Here is a 25,630-nt window from a genome sequence, read left to right as displayed (position 1 = left end):
TAATATACACATAACCTTTTATTTAAATTAAATCAAACCCGATTAGAAGTGACTCCTCATGACTGAACCGTTAATTGAAAAATTGCAGTACCTAGATGCCACCTTGCATGATATACGCCAGCGTTATGATGTCGTATATAACGAATTAAATGAGCTAAAATCAAACCCTCAAAGCAACACAGAGGAACTAGAACAATTACAGCAGCAGCTGGCAGACAGCCAAAACACTCAAAAACAAGCCAGCCAAGCGCAAAGCGAATTAGAAGAAAAACTTAGCCAATTAGATGAGTCTTATCAAAGTCTGGCAGAAGCGCATCATGAATTAAATGACAAATACACTGAGTTATTGAGTAAGTGTGACGCGCTTGAGAAATCCAATCAGCTGCTATTAGAGAAAAACCGTTTGGCCAAAGAGCATACCAAGATTGTTATGAAACGACTGACCATGATTGATCAGGCAGTTGATTAATGGCTCGGCTGCTTAGTCGATTAACCTATTAATCGCTAATACGGTCATTATTGACCTCTAATTACCCTATGAATTTCACCCTTATTTTTATGGTTTAACTGTCGCCACGACAATAATTATTCAAACCCTGTGGCTCATTCGGTTAGGCTGCCAAATACCCAATATTTGAAGAGAGCATTATGTCGAACCCATATCCATCTGAGCAAGAGTACCCTACTGACGATAATATCAATGATTTAGATAATGACGCCGTAGAGTCTCATGAGGTAAATCACTCCGAATTAGAAGCTGAGCCATCAAACTTGGTAGAAGTGGATGCGGATAATTCGCTACCGTCAGAAGCCTTTGCTGAAGAAGATTCGTTATCTGACAATCAAGATATGCAGTCTTACGACACCGAGTCAGAAACCGTCTCTGAAGTGATTGATATCGCTCCTGAAAGTGAAACCATCCCTGAAGATGAGTTAACTGTTTCAACACCGATTGATATTACTATTTTAGGTGAACAGTACACGATTAACTGCCCAGTAGGCGAAGAAGACGAGCTAAGTGAAGCGACCGTCTATATTAACGAATTTGTTAACGAGATTCGTGAAGCTGCGCCTCAACTGTCTGCAAAAAACTTACTGGTGCTCTCTTGCTTGAACTTATACGATAAGATGCAAAAAGCAACATCGGCTGCAGCAGTAGATTCAGAAACCCTACAACAAGCCAACCACTTGATTGATCAAATGATTGAAGACATGCAGTTGACCGATGACTAAACCAAAGCTTGCAAAATGCTAAATGGGTTTAACCCGTCCTAGCTTTTGTTATCAGGCTTTACGATAGTAGAATTACCCGCTTTTTGGTTATGAAACTGCGTTTGATGCTCATAGTTACAAAAGAACCAAGTCGTCAACTTTTTGACGGCTTGTTGTTTTTCGAACAGCGCTTCTTTCTGAGCTTCATACTGGCGTTTTGATTGCTTCTTCTGTTGACGTGATAAGCCTTTCACCCCTTTTTGCTCAACCACTTCTGTCGCAATAATATCCGTCTCTAATCTGTCTTTTTCGGCATTAAGGCGTGAAATCTCTGCTTGCTCTGTCTCAGTGACTGCTGAATCGGGCTTCTCTTCGATAACACCACGGTATTGCGCCAGTGGATAACCACAAAAATCACAATCTCTTGGCGTTAGCACATCGCCTTTTTTGGGCATAAACTCTCTAGGCGGCTTAGGGTACATAAACTTGAAGAACCCCCACATAACCACCCAAATAATAGCCAACGTAAATAAAAACGAAAAAAATGCACCCATGATAGTTTCCTAATCTAATGCCTACTTATAATCCCATCGCCTTTATTGAGGCCATCAATTACACATCGGTTAGACATAACAACAAAAATTTGATGTTATACTAAACCTAATTGCGTCTGTTTTCGACTAAAAGTTGAGCAAAGCTGTGGGATTAGAGTATCCCAAACCAAGACGTGACCAATATAACTCTTACCCCGCTTATCTATTTAATCTTTTGTTTGCGTGGTAGTTGGCTTTTTAGCATTGTTTATATTTTATGATATTCTCAAAAATAATGAGATTTAAATTAAATTTTAAATAATTTAGTGCTAAATGACTAAGTATAGGTCCAACAATAAAAAAACTTAATAAGTTGCTTCTATATATTTAGCATTTAGACATTAGACTCCATTTCACATACTAATAGGACCCTACAATGTCTACTGATAATAATCAAAATCAACCCAAAGGACGTATGCTCAAGTTCGCTTTGGCGCAATCGCACTTTATGGTTGGTGATATCTCGGCCAATATTCAAAAAATGCGCCAACAAGCTATTGAAGCGCGTAACAAAGGCGCTGATATTATCGTCTTTCCAGAGCTCGCCTTATTAGGTTATCCTCCTGAAGATTTATTACTGCGCCCAAGCTTGTCTGACCGTGTTAAATCAGCATTAAGCTCTTTAAGTGATATCGACGACATCGTGATGATTATTGGGTATCCGCATGTCGATTATCATGGTACCTTTAACTCTGCAGCCATTATCCAAAACGGTCAGCAAAAAGGCTTTTATCATAAGCAGTATCTACCAAACTATGGTGTTTTTGATGAACGTCGCTACTTTGATAAAGGCCGCAATCAGGTGCTGTTTGATTATCAAGGCGTGACTATTGGCCTGCTTATCTGTGAAGATTTATGGCAGAAAGAGCCGTTTAAAGCACTGAAAGATCAAGGCGCTGATTTAGTAGTAGTGATTAACGCCTCTCCCTTTGAAGCAGGCAAACAAGACTCGCGTCAGGCGATGCTAAAAGAGCGTACCGGTGATAATCAGTTGCCTATCGTTTATGTTAACTGTGTTGGCGGTCAAGACGATTTAGTCTTTGATGGCGGCTCAATGGCAGTTCAGGCTAATGGAGATATCGCTCATGAAGCACCCCGCTTCCTTGAGCATATGATGTATGCCACTTTTGATGTAGATCAAGGTCAATTTGATACTCAAGACAAAGCACCGCTTCAGTTAAGCCCAGAGTCTGAGATGTATCAGGCATTGGTGGTTGGCTTACGTGATTATGTCAATCATTCAGGCTTTGAGGGCGTGATTGTTGGCTTATCAGGTGGTATCGATTCAGCGCTGACCCTATGTATCTCAGTCGATGCATTGGGCGCCGATAAAGTATATGCGGTGATGATGCCGTATGAATACACCTCACAAATAAGCTTAGAAGATGCTCAAGCCCAAGCACGCCGCTTGAATGTATCATACACAGTTTGCCCAATTCATGACGCTGTTGATGGCATGCGTCACACCCTTGCACCGCTGTTTAGCAAAGCCAAAGCGGATACTACAGAAGAGAATATCCAAGCCCGTGCCCGCGGTATGGTACTCATGGCATTGTCGAATAAATTCGGTCATCTGGTTATTACCACCGGTAATAAGTCGGAGATGGCAGTGGGTTATTCAACCTTATATGGCGATATGGCTGGCGGCTTCGATGTCTTAAAAGATGTTTACAAAACCGAAGTATATGCTCTAGCCAATTACCGTAACCGCTTAGAGGATACTGACGTTATTCCAGAACGAGTTATCACACGTGCACCATCAGCTGAGCTACGCCCTGATCAAACAGATCAAGACAGCTTACCTGATTACGCTATCTTGGATGCGGTGTTAAAAGATTATATTGACAATGACTTAGGCTATGACGAAATCGTTGCCAAAGGGTTTGATCCAGCCATCGTTCGTCAGACCATTCGCCTAGTCGATAATAGCGAATACAAACGCCGTCAAGCGCCTATCGGTACTAAGATTAGCCATAAAGCGTTTGGCCGTGAACGTCGTTATCCATTGGTCAATGGTTGGACAATCGAAGGTTAATAGATTAATCCAAGATGACTTTTAGAGTCTTAAATATAAAAAAAGAGCCAAAGTGGCTCTTTTTTTATGTTTGTGTTTATGACTTGTCAGCTATTACCTAACTGGCAAGCAATAAGCAACTAGCTGTAATCTCTAGCACCAAAGATGGCACTGCCCACTCGCACCAAGGTTGAGCCTTGCTCAATGGCTTGTTGCAAATCCGCACTCATCCCCATACTCAAAGTATCCCAGTGCTCAAGTTCAGGATGGGCTTGCTGCAATTCATCGAATAGTGTTTTAGTGCGCTCAAAAGCGCTGGTGTCTTCTGGTGATGGAATAATCATCAAACCACGTAGATTTAAATTCTCATAACCCTTAACCGTATTAACCAAACTATCAACCTCATCCGGCAGACAACCTGACTTGCTCTCTTCATTATCAATATTAACCTGAATGAGCACATTAAGCTGAGACAGGCCCTCGGGGCGCTGATTGTTTAAGCGCTTAGCAATAATATCGCGCTCAATGGTATGCACCCAATCAAAGGTCTCAGCAATATCTCGGGTCTTATTACGCTGGATATGGCCGATATAATGCCAGACGATGTTGTCTTGCGAGTCATGCCCTTCCTCTTCTAATAGCTGCTTTACCTGCGCAATTTTATCCACTGCTTCTTGCAAATAATTCTCACCAAAGTGGTATTGCCCAGCTTTAGCAAGCGTGGCAACCATCTGCGCAGGCTTAGTCTTTGATACCGCTAACAAGGTTACCTCATCTCGACCACGGCCGCTTTGGGTGCAAGCAGCGTCTATCTGTGCATTGACCTCTTGCCATTGTTGTAGAAGATTAGACTCGCTCATGGTATGCCCTCTTTAATAACAATTTATCGCAAAATACTAAATGCTGTTCATACCTTAAATCATACCACTTCCTAAGCCACTTCTCTAATACCGCCTGTAGCGTATGCTTATCAGCCTACAGCTATTAAAGCAAAGTCCATCTATCTTCTTAAAAAAATAAACTCACCATCCGTGCAAAGCGCTTGTTATGATACAGGCAATGAGCCGTTCACTTTATTAAATAACGCAAGGATGCAATGTGCAACCCAACCCAATAACCCCAACAAATCATAGCGGCGACCAATTGCTGCGCCTTGCTCACAGTCAGCGCGCATCAGACTTGCACCTGTCCTCTGGCATGCCTGCTGTCCTACGTATCGATGGCGACATGATTCAGAGCGATACGCCCCCTTTATCGGCTAGCGAAGTCAAAGAGATTGTCTATGCGCTGATGACAGAGAGGCAAGTATCAGACTTTGAGCGCACGTTAGAAGCAGACTTTGCGTATGATATCCCAAACTTAGCCCGCTTTAGGGTCAATGTCTTTTGTCACAATCGTGGTATAGGTGCCGTTTTTAGAACCATTCCCTCCACCCTATTATCAATGCAAGCACTGGGAATGGGCAATATTTTTAAACAGATATGCCAATTCAAACGTGGTCTGGTATTGGTTACGGGACCAACAGGATGCGGTAAATCAACAACCCTTGCTACCATGATTGACCATATTAATCATACCCGTAAAGAGCATATCCTGACCATTGAAGACCCTATAGAGTTTATACATGAATCCCAGCAAAGCCTTGTTAACCAGCGAGAATTGTTTCGCCATACTGTAAGCTTTGAGTCTGCGTTACGTGCCGCCTTGCGTGAAGACCCTGACGTGATTTTAGTAGGTGAACTGCGTGACCTTGAGACCATTCGTTTTGCGCTGAGCGCCGCAGAGACAGGGCACTTGGTCTTTGCCACCTTACATACCAGTTCAGCAATTAAAACCATTGACCGCATTGTCGATGTGTTTCCAGCGGCAGAAAAGGAGATGATTCGGGCTATGCTATCTGAGTCTTTGCAAGCGGTCATCTCACAAGTGTTAATTAAAAAGCACAATGACACCGGACGCATTGCTGCGCACGAAATTATGCTCGGGACGCCTGCCATTCGACATCTGATTCGTGAAAACAAACTGGCACAGATGTATTCCTTGATACAAACTGGCGCTCATGCCGGTATGCTGACACTTGATCAGGCGCTACAAGAACTGGTCAATCAAAACCGTATCGATAAGCTTGAGGCTCAAAAAGTTGCCAAACAGCCGACCGCTTTTGCCTAACAGCCCTTATTTCATAAAGCGCAATATTCCATAAAACCTTATGTCATAAACTAAAGAAGCCCACACATTGTAGGCTTCTTTGCTAGATAGTTTTATGAAATAGCGGATTGCTAACGGTTAAAGCAACTCAAAATCAAGTCTTAAGACGCTGCATCTTGACATTCTTCATCATCACAAATACCGTATAGCACCAGTGAATGACCCGATAATTTAAAGCCGTTTTCTGCAGCGACTTTTAACTGCTCTTCTTCAATTTTCTCATTATGAAACTCGACGATTTTGCCACAGATATCGCAAACCAAATGGTCATGATGTTGTTCTTGAGTGATTTCGAACACTGATAGATTATTCTCGAAGTTATGACGTTCGACAATACCGGCCTGCTCAAACTGAGTTAGTACACGGTATACCGTTGCCAGTCCGACATCCTCACCTTGCTCTATTAGCGCCTTATACACCTCTTCTGCACTCATATGATGCATTTCGGCACTTTCTAGAAGCTCTAAAATTTTGACGCGTGGTAAAGTGATTTTTAAGCCTGCTTTACGTAAATCTTGATTGGTAAATTTCATTATAATCCTTATGACGTTATAATTTATGAGTTAAACAAGAATAAAACTAAAAATTAGTGAGAAATTAGTTAAATAGTGTCGCAAGTGGTAGGCAATTGCAAGTAATTGACGTATCATTTATCAAAATGAATCTATCCTTGCCAGAGTTTTGGCACCTTAAGTCGGTGTGTCAATCACCGTTATTATAACGGTTTGCCTGTTCATTAACCCACTCTAGCAATAATACTGAGTAACCATAAAACGTGAAACTATGAATATATTAAAAGCCTTACTGTACCCTGTCGCTGTTTCAGCTGTCTTGTCACTTTCTGCCTGCTCAATCTTTGGTGTTTATACCATTGATTTGCCTCAAGGCACGCCGATTACTAAATCGCAAGCACAAAACATTCGCCCTGGCATGACCAAAGACCAAGTGCTTTATCTCATTGGTAGTCCTGCTTTAAGAGACACACTTGAACCAAATCGTTGGGATTATATCTACGATTATACGCCAGGTACTTATGGTATTCGAGATGGTAAAGAAGTGGTTCGTAATGCCAGCCAACATTTGATTATCTATTTTGATAATGCCGATGTGGTGACTCGTATTGAAGGGCTTGAAACCCTACCAGAGACCCGTCAATAATCTTTAATAAGCTCTATCTGCAATACTATACCGATTAACCTATGATAATTAAAATTGACCCGCTTTACTCTTAAGGTCAATCATGGGTAATCGGTATTTTTATGTTCTATAACCTATATGGTGTCATCTTTAAGCGTTACAAGCACGCTAGAGGGCACTGTCTATAATTACTGTTGGGTTGCACGGCGCTGACGTTTACGCATCGGATCTACAGTCAACGGTCGATACACCTCAATTCGGTCGTGTGCTTGCAATACATAGGTCAATGGCTTTTTGTGAGAGAAGATACCCACACGCCAGTCTTTGTTATTAATTTTAGTATCGTCTTTATGCTGCTCACACCACTGCTTTAATGACGCATCTGTATCAAGCCAACCTACTTGAGTCAGCGCGTCAATTAACTGAGTACCGCTGGCCACTTCAAGCTCTTTATATAACATTACATCGGGCGTTGGTGCATAAGCCAAACTAATCGGTATCAGCGTGTCTATTGATTGTTGATTGTCCAAACTCATGAGATAAACCAACCAATTACCGCAGCGATAATCATAATCGGCACCAAAATACGCACAAACACACGCCAGACGTTATAGATGGCTTCAGACTTAAAGTTGAGCGATTTGCGCATGTGACTAATCTTCATCTGCCAACCAGAGAATATCGCCAATATTAGCGCACTTAACACGCTGATAACTACTAAAATGGTGCTGAGCACTTGAGTGCTAAACACAGCTACTAAGACAACAGTCACTGCAATACTAATGACTGACGCAATCCAAATACCAAAGCGCTGAAACCGAGTCGCTATCTGAGTGCTCGCATAATACATAAAAAATGCTGCGGCCGCCAACACACCTAATGCGTAAACTATAGTCGCTACAGGTGGTAGTGCGCCTGTAGTAAAGATAAGTGCCACACTACCGATAACTAACTGCGTCAGCCAAATTGGTAATACGGTTTTGGTTGCGACCTCACGGGTTTTACGACCAACTTCAGCATCTTGTGTCACATTTTGATGCACAAGTGGATTGTTAAACCAATATAAGCCGGTACCCACACCCACACTAACCAAGGCCAACGTCACCGCTCGTGCCCATTCACCTAAGCTGGCCTCTGTCATAACCAGGCTTAAAGAAGACAGGTTAGTCACGGCTCCGATGATAAACGCTATCGCAATCAATGCAATCGATGCTATCAAGGTACCGCCACCTAATAGACTAAGCATACCGGCAATAATAACCATGACAATCGCTAGCGCAAATGCGGGTACATCAACGTTAATACCCAAACGACCGGTCGCATCCAGTAAGTTACTGCTCACCGCATCAACACTCAGACCGGCGATAACCAAAGACAGTAAAACCGTGAGCCACACAAAACTGCGCCATATAGTACTGGTATCTGCTTGCCGGGTGAGCTCTTGAATACCCCGCGCCGGTGTTTGTTGACTGCGATGCGCCAAACCAATCTCAGCGTACAAAAGTGGTAACCCTACTGCCGCCATTGCTACCACCCACATTATCCAGAAATCAATCTGGCCGGCAGGCGATGGGACAAACCAACGAAACAATAAAAGTGGTAGTAGAGCAGCAATAAATAAAGAGGCGAATCGATTTTGCATGGTAATACCCACGGCTATTAAAGAATATGTGATGTAAAACAATCAACAAAGATAAAGCAGTCGAATGCGTGCAGTGTATTATAAATATTAAATCGTATAATAACAAAAACCCCGATTAACGGGGCCTTTGTTTACCAAACTCTGTTCATAAATATAAGCAGTTATAGGGCTAAGCGATAACGCCTAACTACTTTATTAATATTTTAGTGAACTGCACTTAAGAACTGCGATAAGATTTTGATATCGCGGTCTGTTAGACGAGCGGCTACGACCTGCATCATCCCTTTGTCGCCCTCTTTAGCGGCATCGTTAACACGCATCTGATCTTTAGATACATCATCTTCACGACCTGCCGCACGGAACATCTTAAGCTGTAGGCCTAAGTACTCTGCATGCTGACCACCCAGACGTGGGAAGGCTGCATAGGCATTACCGCCAGCTTTGGGACCATGACAACCGGCACAGCCGATTACGCCGCGATCTTTTGCACCGCCTAAGAATAATTTAGACGCTTCAGCCGCAGTCGCTTTGTTACCCGCGAAGGCACCCCAAGGCTGCTGAGAAGAATAATAGCCGGCAACGTTGGCTAAATCTTGCTGTGATAAGTTAGCAACTTGACCTTGCATGATACCATTGACACGATATCCAGTTTTGAAGTTGATTAACTGTTTATAGAGATAACGTACGTTCTGACCGCCAAGATTCGGCTGAGTTGGCACAACACTGGTGCCAGTCAAACCATGACAGGCCGCACAAACGGTCTCAGCAATCTGTTTGCCTGCTTCAACATCATACTTAGGAACCGTAATAACGGCATGAGCGCTGAGACTGGCAACACATAGGCTGGTGGCAACGAGCAATTTTTTCATTGTAGTCTAATCCTACTAAGTCTTTCAGGCGGTAGCTAAGTAACTATAACTTGAATAGCTGAAACGGTAATTGTGTGACGCACTCAAACCAAATAATCAGGCTTAAGCTATCAGCTTATGTTTAAGCTATAACTACTCACAGAGAATAATTAATACCATTATTATATCAATAGTTTTGTAAAAATAGCTACCCATCCGTGACATATTAGTCAAAGCAGCGCAATAAATAACACTAAGCATAACCCTTAATGTCAAAAAACCCTGATTTAATCAGGGCTTTTGCTACTTTGTAATGATTTTATTAACCGTTATTTTAGTAGTTAAATGTCATTTTTAAATGCGTCAGGTCGCCTATTCTCTTGAGCAAACTTAATTAACGCAATCAAACTCAATTAATAAACATCCGGTTAATCAGCTATAAATTATTTAGACATATATTCGATAAGCGCCGCATAATCTGCATCGCTGCAATTGCTGCATAAACCGCCTGCTGGCATTTGTTTGCCGCCATTTTTTACAGCATTGACCAAGGTTTTGATTCCTTTGTCTGCTTTTAGGCGCGACCAAGTGGCTGTATCACCGGTTTGAGGTGAATTCAACGCTCCTGTCTCATGACATGCCGCACAACTTTCTTGGTACTGTTGAGCCACGTTCGCATTGCCTAACAAAGGCATGCCAGTCATAACCAAGCCTGCAAATACTGGCGCAAATACTTTTGTGAATCTCATTGATGTTCTCCTTACCTATGTTGACACCCAATAGCAAATCCATATTTGCGTCAGGTGCGTTAGGTATCGTGCAATATTTAGAATAAGTATTACGGGTCTATATTACCCTATGTTTAATACATTTCGATGAACTTCAGTAAACACTTATTCACTTAATACTATTATGGCGACTTTTGACAAGAATTCAATAAGCTTTGATTTGCTTTATTCAATAAATTGACCTTGTTTTTAACGATCCGCTTTACGCTAACCTTAATCACATTAACTTATCTCGCCATCAATGCTAGAGACTACTGTCATTTAATTGGGCTTAGTTTAGCATTTTGTTATCTAAATAAAAGTATATTAATTCAATACGTAAGTTTAAATAAACTAAACTATCGTAGTATTATTTTAATATTAACTAAAATATAGATAAATTTATTTGGCTATATAACAGCTAAATACCAATCGAAACCCACAACAGATTCAATGCTTATATGAGGCGTTAATATAAGCTTAGTGAGCATGATGTACGCCCCCTATTAAAGCAGATGGATACGATATAATAATAGCCATTGTTCAGGCTATTATCATTCAAGCGCAAGAGTGGTTATAATGGGAGCAATAATACTTATTTATGACCTCTCTATTTGCGAATAACAACGCCTTAGACACCTATTTATACTTAGTTCAAAACTTGAGACACCCTATGGCTAATGCACCAAAAGTTAAAAAGACCAAAGCACCTGAGTACGTGGCGCCTGAATCTGCGGCAGATTTATCACATTTGTCACCCAGAAAGCGCTTAGAGCAAACTGAATTTATGATGTCTGCGCCGACCTTTAAGCTGTGTCCGCCTGATATCGGTTATGAAGTTGCCTTTGCCGGTCGCTCTAATGCAGGTAAGTCTTCTGCAATTAACGTGTTGACCAATCAGCGTCAATTAGCACGCTCGTCAAAGACACCCGGACGCACACAAATGATTAACTTCTTTACTATTGGTAATGAAGAGGCGCGTTTGGTTGATTTACCAGGCTATGGCTATGCAGCTGTTCCTGAGAAGATGAAACTGGTTTGGCAAAATGAGTTAGAAGAGTACTTAATTGCCCGTCAAAGCTTGGCAGGTTTGGTGCTATTAATGGATAGCCGTCATCCGTTGAAGATTTTTGACCAACAAATGCTACAGTGGGCTAAATTAGGTAACCTACCGGTTCATGTGTTATTGACCAAATCAGATAAGTTTAAATACGGGCCTGCCAAGACCATCCTACTGAATACCAAACGCGAGATGGAAAAGTTAGAATTACCCTTCTCTATTCAGCTCTTCTCTTCGCTTAAAAAGGAAGGTATTGATGAGCTTGCCGAAGTCATGGGTCGATGGTTAAGAATCGATGGCCATCCTGACAACAAAGACAGCCGAATTATTCGCTACTAATTACTACTTTGCTTTATGGCTAGGCCTCTAAGTCGATATTAAACTCATTTAATAAACACAATAGTATAAAATAGCCCTTACTAATGCGTTAGCAAAATAGGCATTATCTGAATAACGCATACCCTAGACTGCCGAGTACTATTTTTATACCCTTAATCTTTTAATCACAATATATAAGACTGCATTATGACTGATAATCAAACTGATACGCCAACCAAAGACTACAAAGACACGCTGAATCTTGCCGATACTGCTTTTCCTATGCGCGGCAACCTTGCCAAACGTGAACCGGATTGGTTGAAAGCATGGGAAGCCGATGACGTGTATGGCAAAATCCGTAAAGCCAAAGCCGGCCGTGAAAAATATATTTTGCATGATGGCCCTCCATACGCTAATGGTCAGATTCACTTAGGTCACGCGGTTAATAAAGTATTAAAAGATATTATTGTCAAATCAAAAACCTTATCTGGCTATGACGCACCTTACGTACCAGGTTGGGATTGTCATGGTTTGCCAATCGAACAGAAGGTCGAAGCCAAAGTCGGTAAAGTCGGTCAAAAAGTAACGGCCACAGAATTTAGAGGTCTGTGCCGTGAATATGCACGCAGCCAAGTCGACTTACAAATGGCTGACTTTAAACGTCTAGGTGTATTTGGTGATTGGGAAAACCCTTATTTGACCATGAACTTCCATCAAGAGGCCAATATTGTACGTGCCTTGGGTAAAATCTATGCCAATGGTTATGTGACCCGTGGCATGAAGCCGGTGAACTGGTGTCTAGACTGTGGCTCATCACTGGCCGAAGCGGAGGTTGAATATGAAGACAAAACCTCAGATGCTATCTATGTGGCCTTTGATATAGTTGACCCAACTCAAGTGCTACCAGAAGGCAATAGCGATAAAACGTCTGCTGTTATCTGGACGACCACACCTTGGACCCTGCCAGCTAACCAAGCCATTGCAGTTAGTGCTGACTTTGAATACAGTGTTATTAAAACCAGTAAAGGCAATCTGATTTTAGCAGCTGACCTAGTCGATGATGCTCTTGAAGCCCTTGGCTTAAAAAACGACGGCGTCGTAACTTCCTTGACTGGGGATAAGCTTGAGCTTATTAAAGCGCAGCATCCGCTTATTGCTGATCGCCAAGTACCAATTATCCTAGGTGATCACGTAACCGCTGAGAGTGGTACAGGTCTTGTACACACTGCGCCTGCACACGGTGCGGACGACTATGTGGTAAGCCTACGTTATAACCTGCCTGTTGTGAATCCTGTGGGCGGTAATGGTGTTTATTTAGATACCGCAGAAGTCTTTGTTGGTGAACACATCTATAAAGCACAGCCGAAAATCATTGCTGCGCTCAATGACAGCGGTCATCTATTAAAGCATTATAAAATGGAGCACAGCTATCCGCATTGCTGGCGCCATAAAACACCAATTATTTTCCGAGCCACACCGCAGTGGTTCATTCGCATGGATCATCAGGTAGAAGGTCGTAACAACACCTTACGTCAGCAAACCATGCACGATATTCCAAACGTGACTTGGACGCCTGCTTGGGGCCAAAACCGTATTGAAGCGATGGTTGAAGGTCGTCCAGATTGGTGTATTTCTCGTCAGCGCACGTGGGGCGTGCCCATTCCATTCTTTACTCATAAAGATACCGATGAGCTGCACCCTAATACCCTAGAGCTGATGGAAGACATCGCCCAAGTAATTGAAAAAGGCGGTGTGGAAGCTTGGTTTGATGCTGATGCCAAAGACTTTATTGGTGACGATGCCGATGAGTATGTGAAATCAACTGATACCTTAGATGTGTGGTTTGATTCAGGAACGACGCACTTTGCTGTACTTGAGCAAGAGGATGCTTTAGTGAATCCTGCTGATATGTATTTAGAAGGCTCAGATCAGCATCGCGGCTGGTTCCAGACCTCATTATTAACCTCAGAAGCCATGTATGGCAGAGCGCCATACAAGCAAGTTCTAACTCATGGTTTTGTGGTTGATGAAAATGGCCGCAAGATGAGCAAATCTTTGGGTAACATCATCAATCCGCAAGATGAGATTAATAAAACCGGCGCGGATATGCTGCGTATGTGGATTGCCTCAAGCGATTACCGTTATGAGATGAACGCCGGTAAGCAAGCCTTCAAAGGTGCGACTGATATGTATCGTCGTATCCGTAACACTTTACGCTTCTTACTTGCCAATACCGATGATTTCAATCCTGAAACAGACTGTGTGCCAATGTCTGAGCTAGTTAGCTTAGATAAATACATTATGCTACGTGCGCAAAAAGTACAGCAAGAAATTGTCGCGGCTTATGATGCAATGGACTTCCACCAAGTCACACAGCAAGTGACTGCATTTTGCTCACAAGACTTGGGCGGCTTCTATTTAGATATCATCAAAGACCGTCAATACACCACGATGGCAGACGGTGAGCCACGCCGCTCAGCACAGACGGCCATGTACCATGTGACGCATGCACTATTGCGCTGGATTGCCCCTATCTTAAGCTTTACCGCTCAAGAAGCTTGGGAAGCCTTCTTAAAAGACAGTGCGACCGGTGATAATGCATATGTATTCACTCAAGACTGGTATGAGCTGCCTGACTTTAGCATGGACACAATCAGTGAAGCAGATTGGGCGACTATCTTAGAAGCCAAAGATGCCATTAACAAAGTGATTGAAAACGCCCGTGAGCAGAAAATCATCAACTCTAACTTGTCAGCGGCAGTGACCATCCATGCTGATGGCGACGTATACGACAGCTTAGCCAAGCTTGAAGACGAGTTACGCTTTGTACTCATCACCAGTTCAGCCAACTTGCTTAAATTACATGATGCTCAGCCACAAGGTGATGCTACAGATATGGATAACCTTCATGTCAGCGTTGGCCCAGCACAAGGCGAGAAGTGTGTTCGCTGCTGGCACGTACGTGATGATGTAGATGCTAATCCTGAATATCCAGGCATTTGTACCCGCTGTGTGAGCAATATCACAGGTCCTGGTGAGGTTCGTCATTATGCCTAATTCGACTGGCTCTGATGTTAACTCGACCTCGCCTGCTTATGCGACAGCGACGCCTAGTTTGACCAAGCGCCCTAAACTCGTACCTAATGGCTCAAAAGCCTTATTATGGTACGTGTTATCGCTGATTGTGATTGGTTTAGATCAATGGACTAAGTGGCTTGCCGATACCAAACTTAATTTTCATGATCCGATACCAGTAATCGAGCCTTTTTTGAACTGGACGCTGGCTTATAACTATGGCGCTGCATTTAGCTTCTTGGCGGATCAAGGCGGTTGGCAAAAATGGTTTTTTGCAGCGCTGTCGGTTGCTATGTCGCTGTTCTTGGTGATTTATATCACAAAAGCACCGCGCCAAGCTAGATTATTAAATGTGGGTCTGGCTTTAATATTGGGCGGTGCCATCGGCAACCTTATTGACCGTATTCGCATTGGTAAAGTTATCGACTTTATTCATGTCCACTATGCGGATGTATGGCACTACCCTATTTTCAATATTGCTGATATTGCTATCTGTATTGGTGTTGCTATCGTGGTTATCGATATGCTGTTTTTAGAAGGCAAGCGTAACACTAAATATCAGCCTTAAGATGCAACTAAATGTGACTTTTATATCAAGAAGCCGCCCACTAGATTAGTGGGCGGCTTCTTTTTTATCTATTAAAAATTTGGTCGTCACTTTGTATTCAGATTATAAATACCCTTAAATCTGTGAGAAATCACCACCTGATACTAAATACAATAGTCCTGCTAAATTAATAACCACGGTTAGATAATACATTATTCGAAACTCAGACTTTTGCGTTTTGTGGCGTAAATGATTTTGAGCAATCATTGCCCCAACCCACCCGCCTAGTGCACTTAGTAGATGTAGCGTTGATTCTGGCGTACGCCATTTGCCTTGCTGCGCTGACTTCTTATCTTTGGCATAAACAAAATAAGTCACGATACCAATAATGACATACCAACCTGCTATAAGTGGGCTAATACTACCTGCAAATACGAGTACCGCTACCACCCCATAAAAGCCGAGAGCCAAAAATAATGGCTGTTTTTGTTTTTGTTGGAAGCTTTTTTGTCGCTTTGAGTGTCTTTTTTTACTATTTGTCATCACATTCCCATCATAAGCTAAACCAAATCCAATAAAGATAAGGTGTATTCTAGCCTCACTGTAAACGATGTATCTGTACATTACTAGCGCTTGTATATCACCTTATTCATCACCATACAATAGCTAACATCTGATTAAAGCTCGACTTTTATCTTGTTTGAACAGTCGTCCTTATTAAATCTCTTAATCGACTCAAATATAATGATAACTAGAACCAAAGAGAATACCCAATCTATGTCTGATTTATCGCAGAATCATACCCCAATTATTAATGACCAAAATAAAACGACCAAGGTGGGCATTATTGGCGGCGGTGTGGCAGGCTCTACTATCGCGCTGCGCCTAGCTGCTTTGGGCGTGCAGACTTATTTGTTTGAAGCCAGGCCAAGCCTTATTGATGGCCCGCCAATGTGTCACTTACATGCTGGCGGCAATCTATATCGTGAAATTCCAGATGCTGATTGCATTGAGCTGTTAAAACAGTCTATTGATATGTTGCGCTTATATCCTTATAGCATTGATGTGCGCCCAACTGTGATTGCTATCCCAAAACGTGATGAGGGCAATCCACAGGACCTACTGCCAAGACTTAAACGGCTCACTCAAGTGTATACCGATATGATTGTCGCAGACCCTGATAATAAAGTATTGGGGGAACCTGAAGATTATTATCGACTGTATGATAGAGCAGCTTTGGATGACCTAATCAAGTCTCAGGATACATCTTCACACCCATCAGATGCTTGGGTGGCGGCGGCTGCCAAGCAATTGGACTTGGATAAGCTCAAATTTCCGATTGTTGCGGTCAATGAATACGGCTGGAATATCTTCCGTCTCGCCGCTTCTGCTCAAACCGCGCTTGGGTTCTATGATAATGCTAGGATCATGCTTGCCACTAAAGTCACTAATGTTGAGCAAATTGAATTAACGAATGGTACAAAACAGTGGCAAATCCATTATGCTAATAAAGAGACGAATAATACTGAAAATAATGTGGTTAATGTCGACTATCTGATTAATGCTTGTGGCTTTAGAACTGGTGTTATTGATAATATGGTCGGCATTCCGGCTAAGCGCATGGTCGAATTTAAAGCCTCTTACGTGACCCATTGGGATGGCTTAAAAAACAACGAACCACAGTCTAATACTCAATCTCAATTGGGGTCAAATTCGATGGTCAATCATCCAACTAAACTGCCCGAGATTATTATTCATGGTAAACGAGGTACCCCACATGGGATGGTGCAACTCACGCCTTATCCAGATGGCTACTATCAAATCCATAGCATGAACAAAGCGGTGACTTTGTTTAAAGACGGCTTAGTAGCGACCACTGAAGATGATGCTCAGCCTGAACTAAAGAGCACGTATCTGGACTTTATCGATGAGGGTTGGAATCCAGACACTCTGCATCAACGTAGCCAAAGAGCCATTGATCAGGTGAGCGAATTCGTTCCTCGATTTGCAACAGCTAAACCGGCGGGTAATGCGCTATACGGCGGCCAACAGATTCCGGGTACCAATGATACCTTACGTGTGGCAGATGTGAGTCTATATCCTGAGCTACATTATGCACGTGCTGAAAACGTCAAAGCCTCATCCGCATTATTAGCAGCGGATGATGTGGTGGCTCAATTGCAAAGCCAGGGCTTGATTAAGGAGACTGAAGAGCAGTGCCAAGAACGCAACCATCACTATTGGCCTTACTTGCAGCATACTAATAAGCAAAATATCGATGAATTGGCATTATGGTTGGCAAAGCAACGGGCCTTCCCACTGCCCATGTCGGGTGTGGTTACGCCTTATCAACCTAAATCTCAATCTCAAAGGTAGCATGGACAAATAAACAGTCAACAAAAAAGTCCGCTTATCAGGTTCTGATAAGCGGGCTTTCATTAAGTATCTACACTACTAAAATACTGAACGAATTAATCTTAGATTTTGTGCGTGTCAACCGGATCGTGGATATGAACGTACTTGTTTAATAAGTCGATGGCCGAGTCAATATCGTTACATACTACCAATCTTTCTAAATCTTCTTTCTTCATAAATCCTTCTTCTGCCGTATGCTTTAAATGCTCAACTAGCGGATTATAAAAGCCATTAATGTTTAGAATAATCATTGGCTTTTCATGCTGATACAGCTGACGCCAGGTTGCAATCTCCATAATCTCTTCTAGAGTACCAAGACCACCAGGCAAAGTAATAAAGGCATCGGCATATTCTGCCATAATTGCTTTACGGGTGTGCATGGTATCCGTCAAATGCAAACGGGTTAAGCCTTCGTGAGCAATTTCATGATCAAGCATGAAGCTAGGTATCACGCCCACCGCTCGTGCGCCGCCTTCAATAACGGTATCGGCAACCGCACCCATTAGACCAATACTGGCACCACCGTAGACTAAGCCCATATTATTCTTAGCCAATGCCGTACCCAATTCTCGAGCTGCGGCTTCATAGATAGGATTTTTACCCACACGTGAGCCGCAATAGACCGCAACTAATGGCTGATCTATCTCGCCCTTATTTACCACTTCACTGACATGTTCAATATCTTTACTGGTAATAGTTTTAGTGCTTTCTTTCATTGCCGATTGGCCATTTTTCTCAGACAAATTTGTCATAAATAAAGGTCACCTTTATTAATTGATTTGATTTATTGTTAGTCTAATCATCATAACACAGTCGCTCGCAGTGGTATTTATCACTATGTTTTTTTTGGTTTATCCCTGTATGCATTACATAGCAGGATATAAGCTTAACGCATATAAGCTGAGTTCAGAGTCTGTACTTGCTACTGCTTTATATATGAGCTATAACGTATTGAGCCATCTGCTATTTAGGTGAGTTAAACGATATTCCACCCTAATCACTTGACGATAATAATACTAGAAGGATTTAGAGATGACTAAGCCTAGTAACGCGCAAGACTACACAGCAGACATAGACACATTGACGGTAATGACTGAGCGTAATCAGCCACTAACTGCCAGTGTATACCTTCCTAAAGATACCAAAAGCGAAGACATCAAAAATGCAATTATGATTGCGCCTGCAACAGGTATTAAGCGCTTTTTTTATAACAGTTTCGCCACCTATCTGGCCAGTCAAGGCTATGGCGTGATTACTTATGATAACGAAGGTATCGGTGACTCGTTAACCTCTGAATTATCAAAATGTGATGCCTCATTAATCAGTTGGGGCCGTCATGATGCAACCGCTATTTTGGATGCGCTGCAAGATGAGTTCCCTAATGCCAAATATCATTTGGTAGGTCACAGTGCCGGCGGTCAGTTAATCGGCTTAATGCCAAACTATGAGGCGCTCTCATCGGTAGTTAATGTTGCCTGCTCATCAGGTCGTATCAAAAACATGGACATGCCCTTTAAAGCACAAGCCATAATATTTATGGATGGCGCTATTACTTTGGGCAACTTAATATTGGGCTACACCCCATCAGATAAGTTCGGTATGGGCGAGCCGTTACCGCGCGGTGTGGCCAAGCAGTGGCGCGACTGGTGTAATGGCAAAGGCTATATCAAAACCGCCTTTGGCAAAACTGTCTTCACCCATTATTACGATGAATTCGCAGCGCCCTCATTATGGTTGAACTTCACCGATGATGACATCGCTAATGCCAAAAACGTCGACGATATGTTGGCTGTCTTTACCGCTATGCCCGCTGAGAAACGTATGATGCAGCCTAAGGAGTTTGGCTTACGTCACATTGGTCATATGAAATTCTTTAGCAGTAAAATCCATGCCAAAGCGCCACAACTTTGGAAGATTGCAACAAACTGGATTGAACAACACGGTAATCCATCGGCATCAGCTGATACATAGGGTTCGATTTAAACCTTATCTAATCTAACCATGATATTATTCTTCTGTCTCAGATAACCGTTTTTGTAACGCTGAATAGAGCGCAGGCTTTAGATTGGGAATGTTTTTTATCATCCATGTCACATAATCAACCGGTATCTCGCTAATCAACCGTCCTTTATATTTACCAAACGGCATTCTACTTATAGGCTTGGCAGTATTAGAGATTCGATGTGCAGCGGCAAAGTCCGTTGGTGCTATCTCCAAACGCTCACAGCAAGCCTGATATAGCAGATAACACATACGTGCATCACCTAGCGCATCATGAGCATGGGCTGTCATAGCTGCCGCTTGTTCACGACCTATTAACTGCTCGATACATCGAGACTGTGAATAGCGGTCCCATTCCGGAAAAGCAGCACGAGCGAGACGCACAGTACAAATGAGCTTAACGGATGGTCGACCAATAACACCCCAATCAAACCGAACATTATGTCCAATTAAATAATCACCCAAACTCATTTTATCAAGCTCGAATGGCTCAAGCCCTGCTACATCAGCATCAGTAATACCATGCACACGAGTCACCACAGGCGATATAGGGCGGCCACTATTAAAATAGGACATCCACTCATGACCTGTGGTGGCATCAATGGTTGCCACCTGAATGGGTCTTGGCTCACGACCTTGATCTGTTTCGGTATCAATCACCAAAGCCGTTGCCGCTATAGGGTCAAAAATAGGGTTGGAATTAGCCATCAGATATGCCTTTTATGTGTTACCAATAGCCATTTAGTATGATGACTATCAGCTGCTAAAACGTTTATCATTCATTATCGGGTTTTGGATTACTTGAGATAAGGGACTATTTAAATCTAAGATTTCGGATAATAATCAAGTATCGTTTCGGTAAGTGTTCGGCTTGAATCATACAATGTATACCACGGCGCTTGTTATACTCACAACATCACTTTAACAAATACATACTGATATGAATGCTATCTCTAATACCGAAAGTCCAACTCAAAAGATATCTCAGCTGTGGCAGCCTTGGTATCAATATAAGCGTCCCTTTGTTAGAGATTTGGCCTTTGCCTTAGCCTGCCCCGATGTTTTAACGCACTGGGTATCACCCAATGCCAATCTGGTATCACCTGAGATTCGTGTCCATCAGTCCGACTTTTGGCAAAGACAGTACGCTATTTATGCTGAGCGTTTGCATCAGCTCGATACCACCACTGCTTATCAAGACCTCACCCGTTATCTAATGTCTCGGCCTAGTCCATATCGCCTTGGCTTTCATTTTGAAGGCTTAATACACTTTTGGTTAGAGGATGGTTATCAGCTAAATCTACATCCTTATGAAGTCGTGGCTCATAATGTACAGCTGTATAACGGTGCTCAGACCACAGGTGAACTTGATTTTATTTTACGTAATCAAGAAACCGATGAGATAGAACATTGGGAGCTGGCCGTTAAATTTTATCTCGGCTCATCGCCCTATGATTTTGCTCATTGGGTCGGTATTAATTCACGCGATACTTTAGAGCGCAAGCTAACACATATGCAAACCAAGCCCTTTCGTAGCGTATGGGTAGATTTAGACTTCTACGAGAAAGTTAAAATAGATAAGCGTTATGTGGTAATGAAAGGCCGTTTTTTTCAACCTAAAGCAGCCCAAGGCAGGCGTCCTGAATGGTTAAATGACAGCTTTCCTTTGCATCTATGGCACTCTATCAGCAACACTGCCGATTTTAAGGCATTAGATGCAGATGATTTACGACCGACTCACTATATCGAATGGTTTACCGCACGTCCCTTTTATAACGCCAGCTATTTAACAGCAGCGTCTCATAGACAGAGTGAAGCAGAGCTTGAACAATTACCGATTAGCAAACAAGAGAGACGACTGCGCCGTAAACGTTTTGGGCAATGGCCCTATGTACCTCTCACCTTTGAAGATTTAGAAACCAATTTATATATGCAGCAAGATACTCCAGTCGTATTAGTCGTCGATAAGTAGAATCAGTGAACCAATAAACGGTTACGGTGTTAATCTCGCTAAGCCTACATCTGTAGTACTTGCACTCGATTACCTTGTAAACATATTAGACCTCTCGATGATAGCTTAAGTATATTAGCAATAGCCAAAAAGCCTCCATATCGGAGGCTTTCTTTATATCAAGTAAAGATTAAATCACTGTCGTACTTAACGCGCTAAGCGCCACACGTTTACTTGACCTGATTTAGTTTCTGTTAATAAATAACCAGACTCTGTGGTTAGCTTGTTAATAGCACCTTTTGATTTAACTCGGCTGACGATACGGCCATCTTGTGGCGATAAGAGATGTACCACACCATCTAAATCACCGATAGCAATATAGCTGCCAATAAGCACAGGATTGCTTAGCTTACGATAAGCCAGTGCATCGCTTTCCCATAATTCTTCACCGCTCACACGGTCAAAGGCTTTAACCAGTCCATCAAGTGTGGTCACGATAACAGCATTACCGGCCACGGCGACACTGTTTTTACTAGCGGCTTTCTGGATAAATAGAATTTGGCGACTTGCTAAATCCACACCAATTAACTGACCACTATAACTAACCGCATATAGCTGATTGTTATCAATGGTTGGTGTACCATCAACATCCGTCATGCGCTGGATTTCACTTGCGCCCGCTGGAATGCCTACACGGCGGTTCCAAAGTGGAATACCTGATTCGATATCTACTGCATGTAAGCGACCATCAGCACTGGCAATCAAGACTGTCTCATCATCTAGTAGTGCAGGAGAAGCCGTACCTCGTACGCTGATGGTTGGTGTTTGGGTTGCAAACTGCCAAATAGAATCACCCGTTTGTAGTGATAAACCATGCATAATGCCATCGTTACCAGACAATACCACTCTGTTATTGTGAATCAAAGCAGGTGCCAATACTGTACCCGCAATAGCCTTTTGCCATTTGATGCTACCATCATGGGTGTCAAAAGCAATGACGCGCGCAGAACGGGTCGTTACTACCGCTGTTTGTGTTGCGCTATCGAAGCTCACACCGCCCACAATATCTTCTTTTAGGTTTACCTCCCATAGCTTGTCGCCGGAAAGTGTGTAGCTTTCTACTCTACCTGCACCAGAGGCTGCAACGATTTGATTACCATCAAAACCAACATTAAAGCGGTTCACATCAGACAGTTTGGTACGGTTGCTAAGTGACGAATGGAACACCTCATCAACCACATTGACTGACTGCTCAAGTTGAACCAATTTTGTTGGCTTATGAACTTCAGGCTTAATGGTTTTACCACAGCCGGTTAGGGCAATTGCCGCACATAACAAACCAACTTTAGAGGTTTGCATGATGATATTTGCTCGTGATTGTTTGGTTTCGTTATTATGCATAGTTGGCTCAGCTCAATTAGGTTATCAATAAAAACACTAACCAATGGTTATTTACGATTATTTCTTTGCGAATGCTTCAGTTTTTAATCTATATTTTCTATATAAATAGGGGTGTCTAGAGGGTTGTTTAGTCTCCATTATTCTGGAGCGATGTCCTCTGTACCGGCTACTGCATCGGTGCCGATATCTTCAAGTAATGCGTCATCAGTCTCATCTTGTGCGATATCTTCAGTCATAGCTTCTGGCGCCGCAGTCTGCTTAACAATTTCGGGACGTGGCTCGATAGGCTCAGGATTGACACCCATACTCTCAAGCTTAAGTCTTAAGATAGCACGCTCTTCGTTACGCTTAGATAACAAGCTCCATGCATTTTCGTAAGCACGGACCGCTTTATCATTCTCTTTTTGTGCTACATAGATGTCGCCTAACAGCTCTTGCTGCGTCGCCTCAAAAGGCACAGGTACATCTCTTGACGCTTCTGTCATTGCCGCGTCAATATCACCGTTGGCTAGTAATATCGTGGCATAACGCAGCTGAGTGATTGATTCAAGGCCCGCATCATTTAGCTTAATCTCTTTGGCCTTTTTTAGCGCATCTAATGCCGTTTCATAATCACCAGCATCCACCGCATTGCGGGCTTTAATCATCAATGCTTGCCACGCATAAATGGTTGACCCATGCTCAGCAACCAGCGCATCGATGTCTGAGTTTAGCTTTTTACCCGCCTCTCCATCTTCGGCTTGGGCAAGACGTACTGTTTCATTGGCGGTCTCAATTGCTGAATACTTATCCGCGGCTACAGTATCGGTCTTCATTCCTGAGCTTTGTAGATAACTCCAACCAAAATAACCTGCCAAAATCAAAACAATGGCGCCCAGAATATAGCCGGCTGATTGCTTGAGCTTCTCTATAGACTGCTGATCACCGTTTGGCTGATTTAAATCAGGTGATGTGGGAGTAGGACGTTGAGCCATAAATCTACCTAATATGTTAATAACTTAATATAAAATAAAGCGCGCGGTTAATATATTTTGAGTAACCAGAGACTAACTATACCTTGTTTTGAGTCGATACAAAACAGGGTTTAGACACTCAATGTCTTACGTAAAGTTCTCAGCACTGTGTAACCACTGATTGTCATGGCTGACCTGCTCACCGGTTTGCATGGTTTTAACGCTGATACTGTTATTTTCAATTTCATCTTGAGCAATAATCACCGTTAATTTTGCGCCTGATTTATCCGCTTTTTTCATCTGTGATTTGAGACTGGTTGCGCTCGACATCTTAATACGTAAATCAGGACGCGCTTCTCTTAACGACTGTGCGTACTTTAAGCCTTCAGCATACAGCTCTGGATGCACGACCACGAAGACATCACAAGCGGTCATTTCAGGTAGCGGATTAACTGCTTGAATCAGTAACAATAGACGCTCAAGACCCATGGCAAAACCAACTGCCGGATCTGATTTAACCGCTTTTGCTTTGTCCGCAGGCTTACCAATAGACTTTAATTGCCCAATGAGACCATCATAACGACCACCGGCACAAACTGTGGCTTGCGAGCCAAGCTTATCAGTTACCCACTCAAAGACCGTTTTGTTGTAGTAATCCAAACCACGCACTAGGTTTGGATTCACTTTATAGTCAATGCCCAAAGCGGTTAAATACGATTTTAACTGTTCAAAATGAGCATTGCTCTCTTCACCTAAGAAGTCTGCTAATTTTGGCGCATCAGCTAATATGGCTTGGGTATTTTGATCTTTACTGTCCAAGATGCGCAGTGGATTGGTGGTCAATCGGCGCTGACTGTCGCTATCTAACTCATCTTTTTTGTCCGTTAAAAAATCAACCAAAGCGGTACGATAAGCCAAACGCTCATCTGATTCACCTAAGCTGTTAATCTCTAAGGTTAGCTCATGGTCAATACCGAAGCGTTTCCACATCATATAAGTCATGGCAATCAGTTCTGCCTCGACATCCACATGCTCACTACCGAAGGCTTCCACACCCAATTGATGAAACTGACGATAACGGCCTTTTTGCGGCTGCTCGTAACGGAACATCGGACCCATGTACCAAAGTTTTGGGCTGTCACCACGTAATAGATTATGCTCAATCACCGCACGTACTGCACCGGCAGTGCCTTCTGGACGCAGAGTAATCGGTGTCGGTGGGTCAGACTTATCGGTAAAGCTGAACATCTCTTTTTCTACGATGTCTGTCGCATCACCAATGGCACGGGCAAATAATTGGGTCTCTTCAACGATTGGCAGACGAATCTCTTCATAGCCATATTGATCCAACACATCACGTAGCAAACTCTCAAGACGACGCCAATCACTGGTCGGATAGCTCGTCGAAGTTGCTATGTGCAAGATGTCATTAAACCCTTTAATCGACTTAATCATAGTTAGTGCCCAAATTATTTGTCATTATTGTCA

At 42.7% G+C, this 25,630-nt stretch carries 24 protein-coding genes; 11 read left to right on the top strand and 13 right to left on the bottom strand.

Annotation, left to right across the window (positions count from 1 at the left end):
* Positions 1 to 58 precede the first annotated feature (58 nt).
* Entirely contained in the window at positions 59 to 469 is a 411-nt protein-coding gene (locus AC2SLO_RS04565; RefSeq protein WP_486542144.1) for a hypothetical protein, read from the top strand.
* A 179-nt stretch (positions 470 to 648) separates the two neighbouring features.
* Positions 649 to 1,233, top strand: a complete 585-nt coding sequence (locus AC2SLO_RS04560) for a cell division protein ZapA (protein WP_486542146.1) — start codon at positions 649 to 651, stop codon at positions 1,231 to 1,233.
* Between the two features lie 38 nt (positions 1,234 to 1,271).
* On the opposite strand, the gene AC2SLO_RS04555 is transcribed toward AC2SLO_RS04560, so the two are convergent.
* Positions 1,272 to 1,766 carry a hypothetical protein gene (locus tag AC2SLO_RS04555; RefSeq protein WP_486542148.1) on the bottom strand — a complete coding sequence of 165 codons (495 nt, stop codon included), beginning with the start codon at positions 1,764 to 1,766 and terminating at the stop codon, positions 1,272 to 1,274.
* Positions 1,767 to 2,181: 415 nt separating this feature from the next.
* Here AC2SLO_RS04555 and AC2SLO_RS04550 point away from each other — a divergent pair, with 415 nt between their 5' ends.
* Entirely contained in the window at positions 2,182 to 3,840 is a 1,659-nt protein-coding gene (locus AC2SLO_RS04550) for an NAD+ synthase (RefSeq protein WP_486542150.1), read from the top strand.
* A 119-nt stretch (positions 3,841 to 3,959) separates the two neighbouring features.
* On the opposite strand, the gene AC2SLO_RS04545 is transcribed toward AC2SLO_RS04550, so the two are convergent.
* A complete protein-coding gene (locus AC2SLO_RS04545) occupies positions 3,960 to 4,679 on the bottom strand; it encodes a YggS family pyridoxal phosphate-dependent enzyme (protein WP_486542152.1) in 720 nt (239 codons plus the stop codon).
* Positions 4,680 to 4,932: 253 nt separating this feature from the next.
* On the opposite strand from AC2SLO_RS04545, the gene AC2SLO_RS04540 reads away from it, so the two are divergent.
* On the top strand, positions 4,933 to 5,988 hold the full coding sequence (locus AC2SLO_RS04540; protein WP_486542279.1) for a type IV pilus twitching motility protein PilT: 1,056 nt from the start codon (positions 4,933 to 4,935) through the stop codon (positions 5,986 to 5,988).
* Between the two features lie 140 nt (positions 5,989 to 6,128).
* Here the strand turns inward: AC2SLO_RS04540 and fur are convergent, their stop codons facing one another.
* Positions 6,129 to 6,560: a ferric iron uptake transcriptional regulator gene (gene fur / locus AC2SLO_RS04535; protein ID WP_486542154.1), complete on the bottom strand. Its 432-nt coding sequence runs from the start codon at positions 6,558 to 6,560 to the stop codon at positions 6,129 to 6,131.
* Positions 6,561 to 6,810: 250 nt separating this feature from the next.
* Here fur and AC2SLO_RS04530 point away from each other — a divergent pair, with 250 nt between their 5' ends.
* Entirely contained in the window at positions 6,811 to 7,185 is a 375-nt protein-coding gene (locus tag AC2SLO_RS04530) for an outer membrane protein assembly factor BamE (RefSeq protein ID WP_486542156.1), read from the top strand.
* Between the two features lie 167 nt (positions 7,186 to 7,352).
* Here AC2SLO_RS04530 and AC2SLO_RS04525 read toward each other — a convergent pair whose 3' ends face one another.
* The 4 genes from AC2SLO_RS04525 to AC2SLO_RS04510 all read right to left on the bottom strand — a co-directional run bounded on the left by AC2SLO_RS04525 (position 7,353) and on the right by AC2SLO_RS04510 (position 10,403).
* Complete coding sequence (locus AC2SLO_RS04525; RefSeq protein ID WP_486542158.1) at positions 7,353 to 7,700, bottom strand: RnfH family protein; 348 nt, start codon at positions 7,698 to 7,700, stop codon at positions 7,353 to 7,355.
* Positions 7,697 to 8,806: a hypothetical protein gene (locus AC2SLO_RS04520; protein WP_486542160.1), complete on the bottom strand. Its 1,110-nt coding sequence runs from the start codon at positions 8,804 to 8,806 to the stop codon at positions 7,697 to 7,699. Before AC2SLO_RS04520 ends, AC2SLO_RS04525 begins: the two co-directional genes overlap by 4 nt.
* Before the next feature lie 203 nt (positions 8,807 to 9,009).
* Positions 9,010 to 9,675 (bottom strand): c-type cytochrome, encoded by a 666-nt coding sequence (locus tag AC2SLO_RS04515; protein ID WP_486542162.1) that lies wholly within the window; start codon positions 9,673 to 9,675, stop codon positions 9,010 to 9,012.
* A 422-nt stretch (positions 9,676 to 10,097) separates the two neighbouring features.
* On the bottom strand, positions 10,098 to 10,403 hold the full coding sequence (locus AC2SLO_RS04510; RefSeq protein WP_486542164.1) for a c-type cytochrome: 306 nt from the start codon (positions 10,401 to 10,403) through the stop codon (positions 10,098 to 10,100).
* Between the two features lie 691 nt (positions 10,404 to 11,094).
* Between AC2SLO_RS04510 and yihA the strand changes: the two genes are divergently transcribed.
* The 3 genes from yihA to lspA all read left to right on the top strand — a co-directional run bounded on the left by yihA (position 11,095) and on the right by lspA (position 15,442).
* Positions 11,095 to 11,820, top strand: a complete 726-nt coding sequence (yihA, locus tag AC2SLO_RS04505) for a ribosome biogenesis GTP-binding protein YihA/YsxC (RefSeq protein WP_486542166.1) — start codon at positions 11,095 to 11,097, stop codon at positions 11,818 to 11,820.
* A 186-nt stretch (positions 11,821 to 12,006) separates the two neighbouring features.
* Complete coding sequence (gene ileS, locus AC2SLO_RS04500) at positions 12,007 to 14,856, top strand: isoleucine--tRNA ligase (protein WP_486542168.1); 2,850 nt, start codon at positions 12,007 to 12,009, stop codon at positions 14,854 to 14,856.
* Entirely contained in the window at positions 14,849 to 15,442 is a 594-nt protein-coding gene (lspA, locus tag AC2SLO_RS04495; RefSeq protein ID WP_486542170.1) for a signal peptidase II, read from the top strand. Before ileS ends, lspA begins: the two co-directional genes overlap by 8 nt.
* Before the next feature lie 114 nt (positions 15,443 to 15,556).
* Here the strand turns inward: lspA and AC2SLO_RS04490 are convergent, their stop codons facing one another.
* Complete coding sequence (locus tag AC2SLO_RS04490; protein WP_486542172.1) at positions 15,557 to 15,964, bottom strand: DUF1294 domain-containing protein; 408 nt, start codon at positions 15,962 to 15,964, stop codon at positions 15,557 to 15,559.
* A 234-nt stretch (positions 15,965 to 16,198) separates the two neighbouring features.
* Here AC2SLO_RS04490 and AC2SLO_RS04485 point away from each other — a divergent pair, with 234 nt between their 5' ends.
* A complete protein-coding gene (locus tag AC2SLO_RS04485; RefSeq protein WP_486542174.1) occupies positions 16,199 to 17,797 on the top strand; it encodes an FAD-dependent oxidoreductase in 1,599 nt (532 codons plus the stop codon).
* 101 nt (positions 17,798 to 17,898) lie between these two features.
* Here the strand turns inward: AC2SLO_RS04485 and AC2SLO_RS04480 are convergent, their stop codons facing one another.
* Positions 17,899 to 18,588, bottom strand: coding sequence for an LOG family protein (locus tag AC2SLO_RS04480; protein ID WP_486542176.1), 690 nt, complete (start codon positions 18,586 to 18,588; stop codon positions 17,899 to 17,901).
* 280 nt (positions 18,589 to 18,868) lie between these two features.
* On the opposite strand from AC2SLO_RS04480, the gene AC2SLO_RS04475 reads away from it, so the two are divergent.
* Complete coding sequence (locus AC2SLO_RS04475) at positions 18,869 to 19,807, top strand: alpha/beta hydrolase family protein (protein ID WP_486542178.1); 939 nt, start codon at positions 18,869 to 18,871, stop codon at positions 19,805 to 19,807.
* Positions 19,808 to 19,843: 36 nt separating this feature from the next.
* Here AC2SLO_RS04475 and AC2SLO_RS04470 read toward each other — a convergent pair whose 3' ends face one another.
* Positions 19,844 to 20,545, bottom strand: coding sequence for a 3'-5' exonuclease (locus AC2SLO_RS04470; protein ID WP_486542180.1), 702 nt, complete (start codon positions 20,543 to 20,545; stop codon positions 19,844 to 19,846).
* Positions 20,546 to 20,777: 232 nt separating this feature from the next.
* On the opposite strand from AC2SLO_RS04470, the gene AC2SLO_RS04465 reads away from it, so the two are divergent.
* Positions 20,778 to 21,809, top strand: a complete 1,032-nt coding sequence (locus AC2SLO_RS04465; RefSeq protein ID WP_486542182.1) for a DUF1853 family protein — start codon at positions 20,778 to 20,780, stop codon at positions 21,807 to 21,809.
* A 186-nt stretch (positions 21,810 to 21,995) separates the two neighbouring features.
* On the opposite strand, the gene bamB is transcribed toward AC2SLO_RS04465, so the two are convergent.
* The 3 genes from bamB to hisS all read right to left on the bottom strand — a co-directional run bounded on the left by bamB (position 21,996) and on the right by hisS (position 25,597).
* Positions 21,996 to 23,189 (bottom strand): outer membrane protein assembly factor BamB, encoded by a 1,194-nt coding sequence (bamB, locus tag AC2SLO_RS04460; RefSeq protein WP_486542184.1) that lies wholly within the window; start codon positions 23,187 to 23,189, stop codon positions 21,996 to 21,998.
* Between the two features lie 137 nt (positions 23,190 to 23,326).
* Positions 23,327 to 24,163 carry a YfgM family protein gene (locus AC2SLO_RS04455; protein ID WP_486542186.1) on the bottom strand — a complete coding sequence of 279 codons (837 nt, stop codon included), beginning with the start codon at positions 24,161 to 24,163 and terminating at the stop codon, positions 23,327 to 23,329.
* A 126-nt stretch (positions 24,164 to 24,289) separates the two neighbouring features.
* The gene (gene hisS, locus AC2SLO_RS04450) at positions 24,290 to 25,597 is read right to left on the bottom strand and encodes a histidine--tRNA ligase (RefSeq protein WP_486542188.1); all 1,308 of its coding nucleotides are present in this window, start codon (positions 25,595 to 25,597) and stop codon (positions 24,290 to 24,292) included.
* Positions 25,598 to 25,630 lie beyond the last annotated feature (33 nt).

The organism is Psychrobacter sp. CX14 (genome assembly GCF_057396205.2).
The sequence above is the reverse complement of the archived record's forward strand: the minus strand, read 5'-3'. Positions and strand labels throughout refer to the sequence as shown.

Coding starts and splice junctions, on each gene's coding strand:
- AC2SLO_RS04560 (WP_486542146.1), top strand. CDS start 649: ATGTCGAACCCATATCCATCTGAGCAAGAGTACCCTACTGACGATAAT.
- AC2SLO_RS04555 (WP_486542148.1), bottom strand. CDS start 1,766: ATGGGTGCATTTTTTTCGTTTTTATTTACGTTGGCTATTATTTGGGTG.
- fur (WP_486542154.1), bottom strand. CDS start 6,560: ATGAAATTTACCAATCAAGATTTACGTAAAGCAGGCTTAAAAATCACT.
- AC2SLO_RS04515 (WP_486542162.1), bottom strand. CDS start 9,675: ATGAAAAAATTGCTCGTTGCCACCAGCCTATGTGTTGCCAGTCTCAGC.
- AC2SLO_RS04470 (WP_486542180.1), bottom strand. CDS start 20,545: ATGGCTAATTCCAACCCTATTTTTGACCCTATAGCGGCAACGGCTTTG.
- AC2SLO_RS04545 (WP_486542152.1), bottom strand. CDS start 4,679: ATGAGCGAGTCTAATCTTCTACAACAATGGCAAGAGGTCAATGCACAG.
- ileS (WP_486542168.1), top strand. CDS start 12,007: ATGACTGATAATCAAACTGATACGCCAACCAAAGACTACAAAGACACG.
- AC2SLO_RS04550 (WP_486542150.1), top strand. CDS start 2,182: ATGTCTACTGATAATAATCAAAATCAACCCAAAGGACGTATGCTCAAG.
- AC2SLO_RS04490 (WP_486542172.1), bottom strand. CDS start 15,964: ATGACAAATAGTAAAAAAAGACACTCAAAGCGACAAAAAAGCTTCCAA.
- AC2SLO_RS04510 (WP_486542164.1), bottom strand. CDS start 10,403: ATGAGATTCACAAAAGTATTTGCGCCAGTATTTGCAGGCTTGGTTATG.
- AC2SLO_RS04530 (WP_486542156.1), top strand. CDS start 6,811: ATGAATATATTAAAAGCCTTACTGTACCCTGTCGCTGTTTCAGCTGTC.
- AC2SLO_RS04520 (WP_486542160.1), bottom strand. CDS start 8,806: ATGCAAAATCGATTCGCCTCTTTATTTATTGCTGCTCTACTACCACTT.
- yihA (WP_486542166.1), top strand. CDS start 11,095: ATGGCTAATGCACCAAAAGTTAAAAAGACCAAAGCACCTGAGTACGTG.
- bamB (WP_486542184.1), bottom strand. CDS start 23,189: ATGCATAATAACGAAACCAAACAATCACGAGCAAATATCATCATGCAA.
- hisS (WP_486542188.1), bottom strand. CDS start 25,597: ATGATTAAGTCGATTAAAGGGTTTAATGACATCTTGCACATAGCAACT.
- AC2SLO_RS04465 (WP_486542182.1), top strand. CDS start 20,778: ATGAATGCTATCTCTAATACCGAAAGTCCAACTCAAAAGATATCTCAG.
- AC2SLO_RS04525 (WP_486542158.1), bottom strand. CDS start 7,700: ATGAGTTTGGACAATCAACAATCAATAGACACGCTGATACCGATTAGT.
- AC2SLO_RS04480 (WP_486542176.1), bottom strand. CDS start 18,588: ATGACAAATTTGTCTGAGAAAAATGGCCAATCGGCAATGAAAGAAAGC.
- AC2SLO_RS04455 (WP_486542186.1), bottom strand. CDS start 24,163: ATGGCTCAACGTCCTACTCCCACATCACCTGATTTAAATCAGCCAAAC.
- lspA (WP_486542170.1), top strand. CDS start 14,849: ATGCCTAATTCGACTGGCTCTGATGTTAACTCGACCTCGCCTGCTTAT.
- AC2SLO_RS04475 (WP_486542178.1), top strand. CDS start 18,869: ATGACTAAGCCTAGTAACGCGCAAGACTACACAGCAGACATAGACACA.
- AC2SLO_RS04485 (WP_486542174.1), top strand. CDS start 16,199: ATGTCTGATTTATCGCAGAATCATACCCCAATTATTAATGACCAAAAT.
- AC2SLO_RS04565 (WP_486542144.1), top strand. CDS start 59: ATGACTGAACCGTTAATTGAAAAATTGCAGTACCTAGATGCCACCTTG.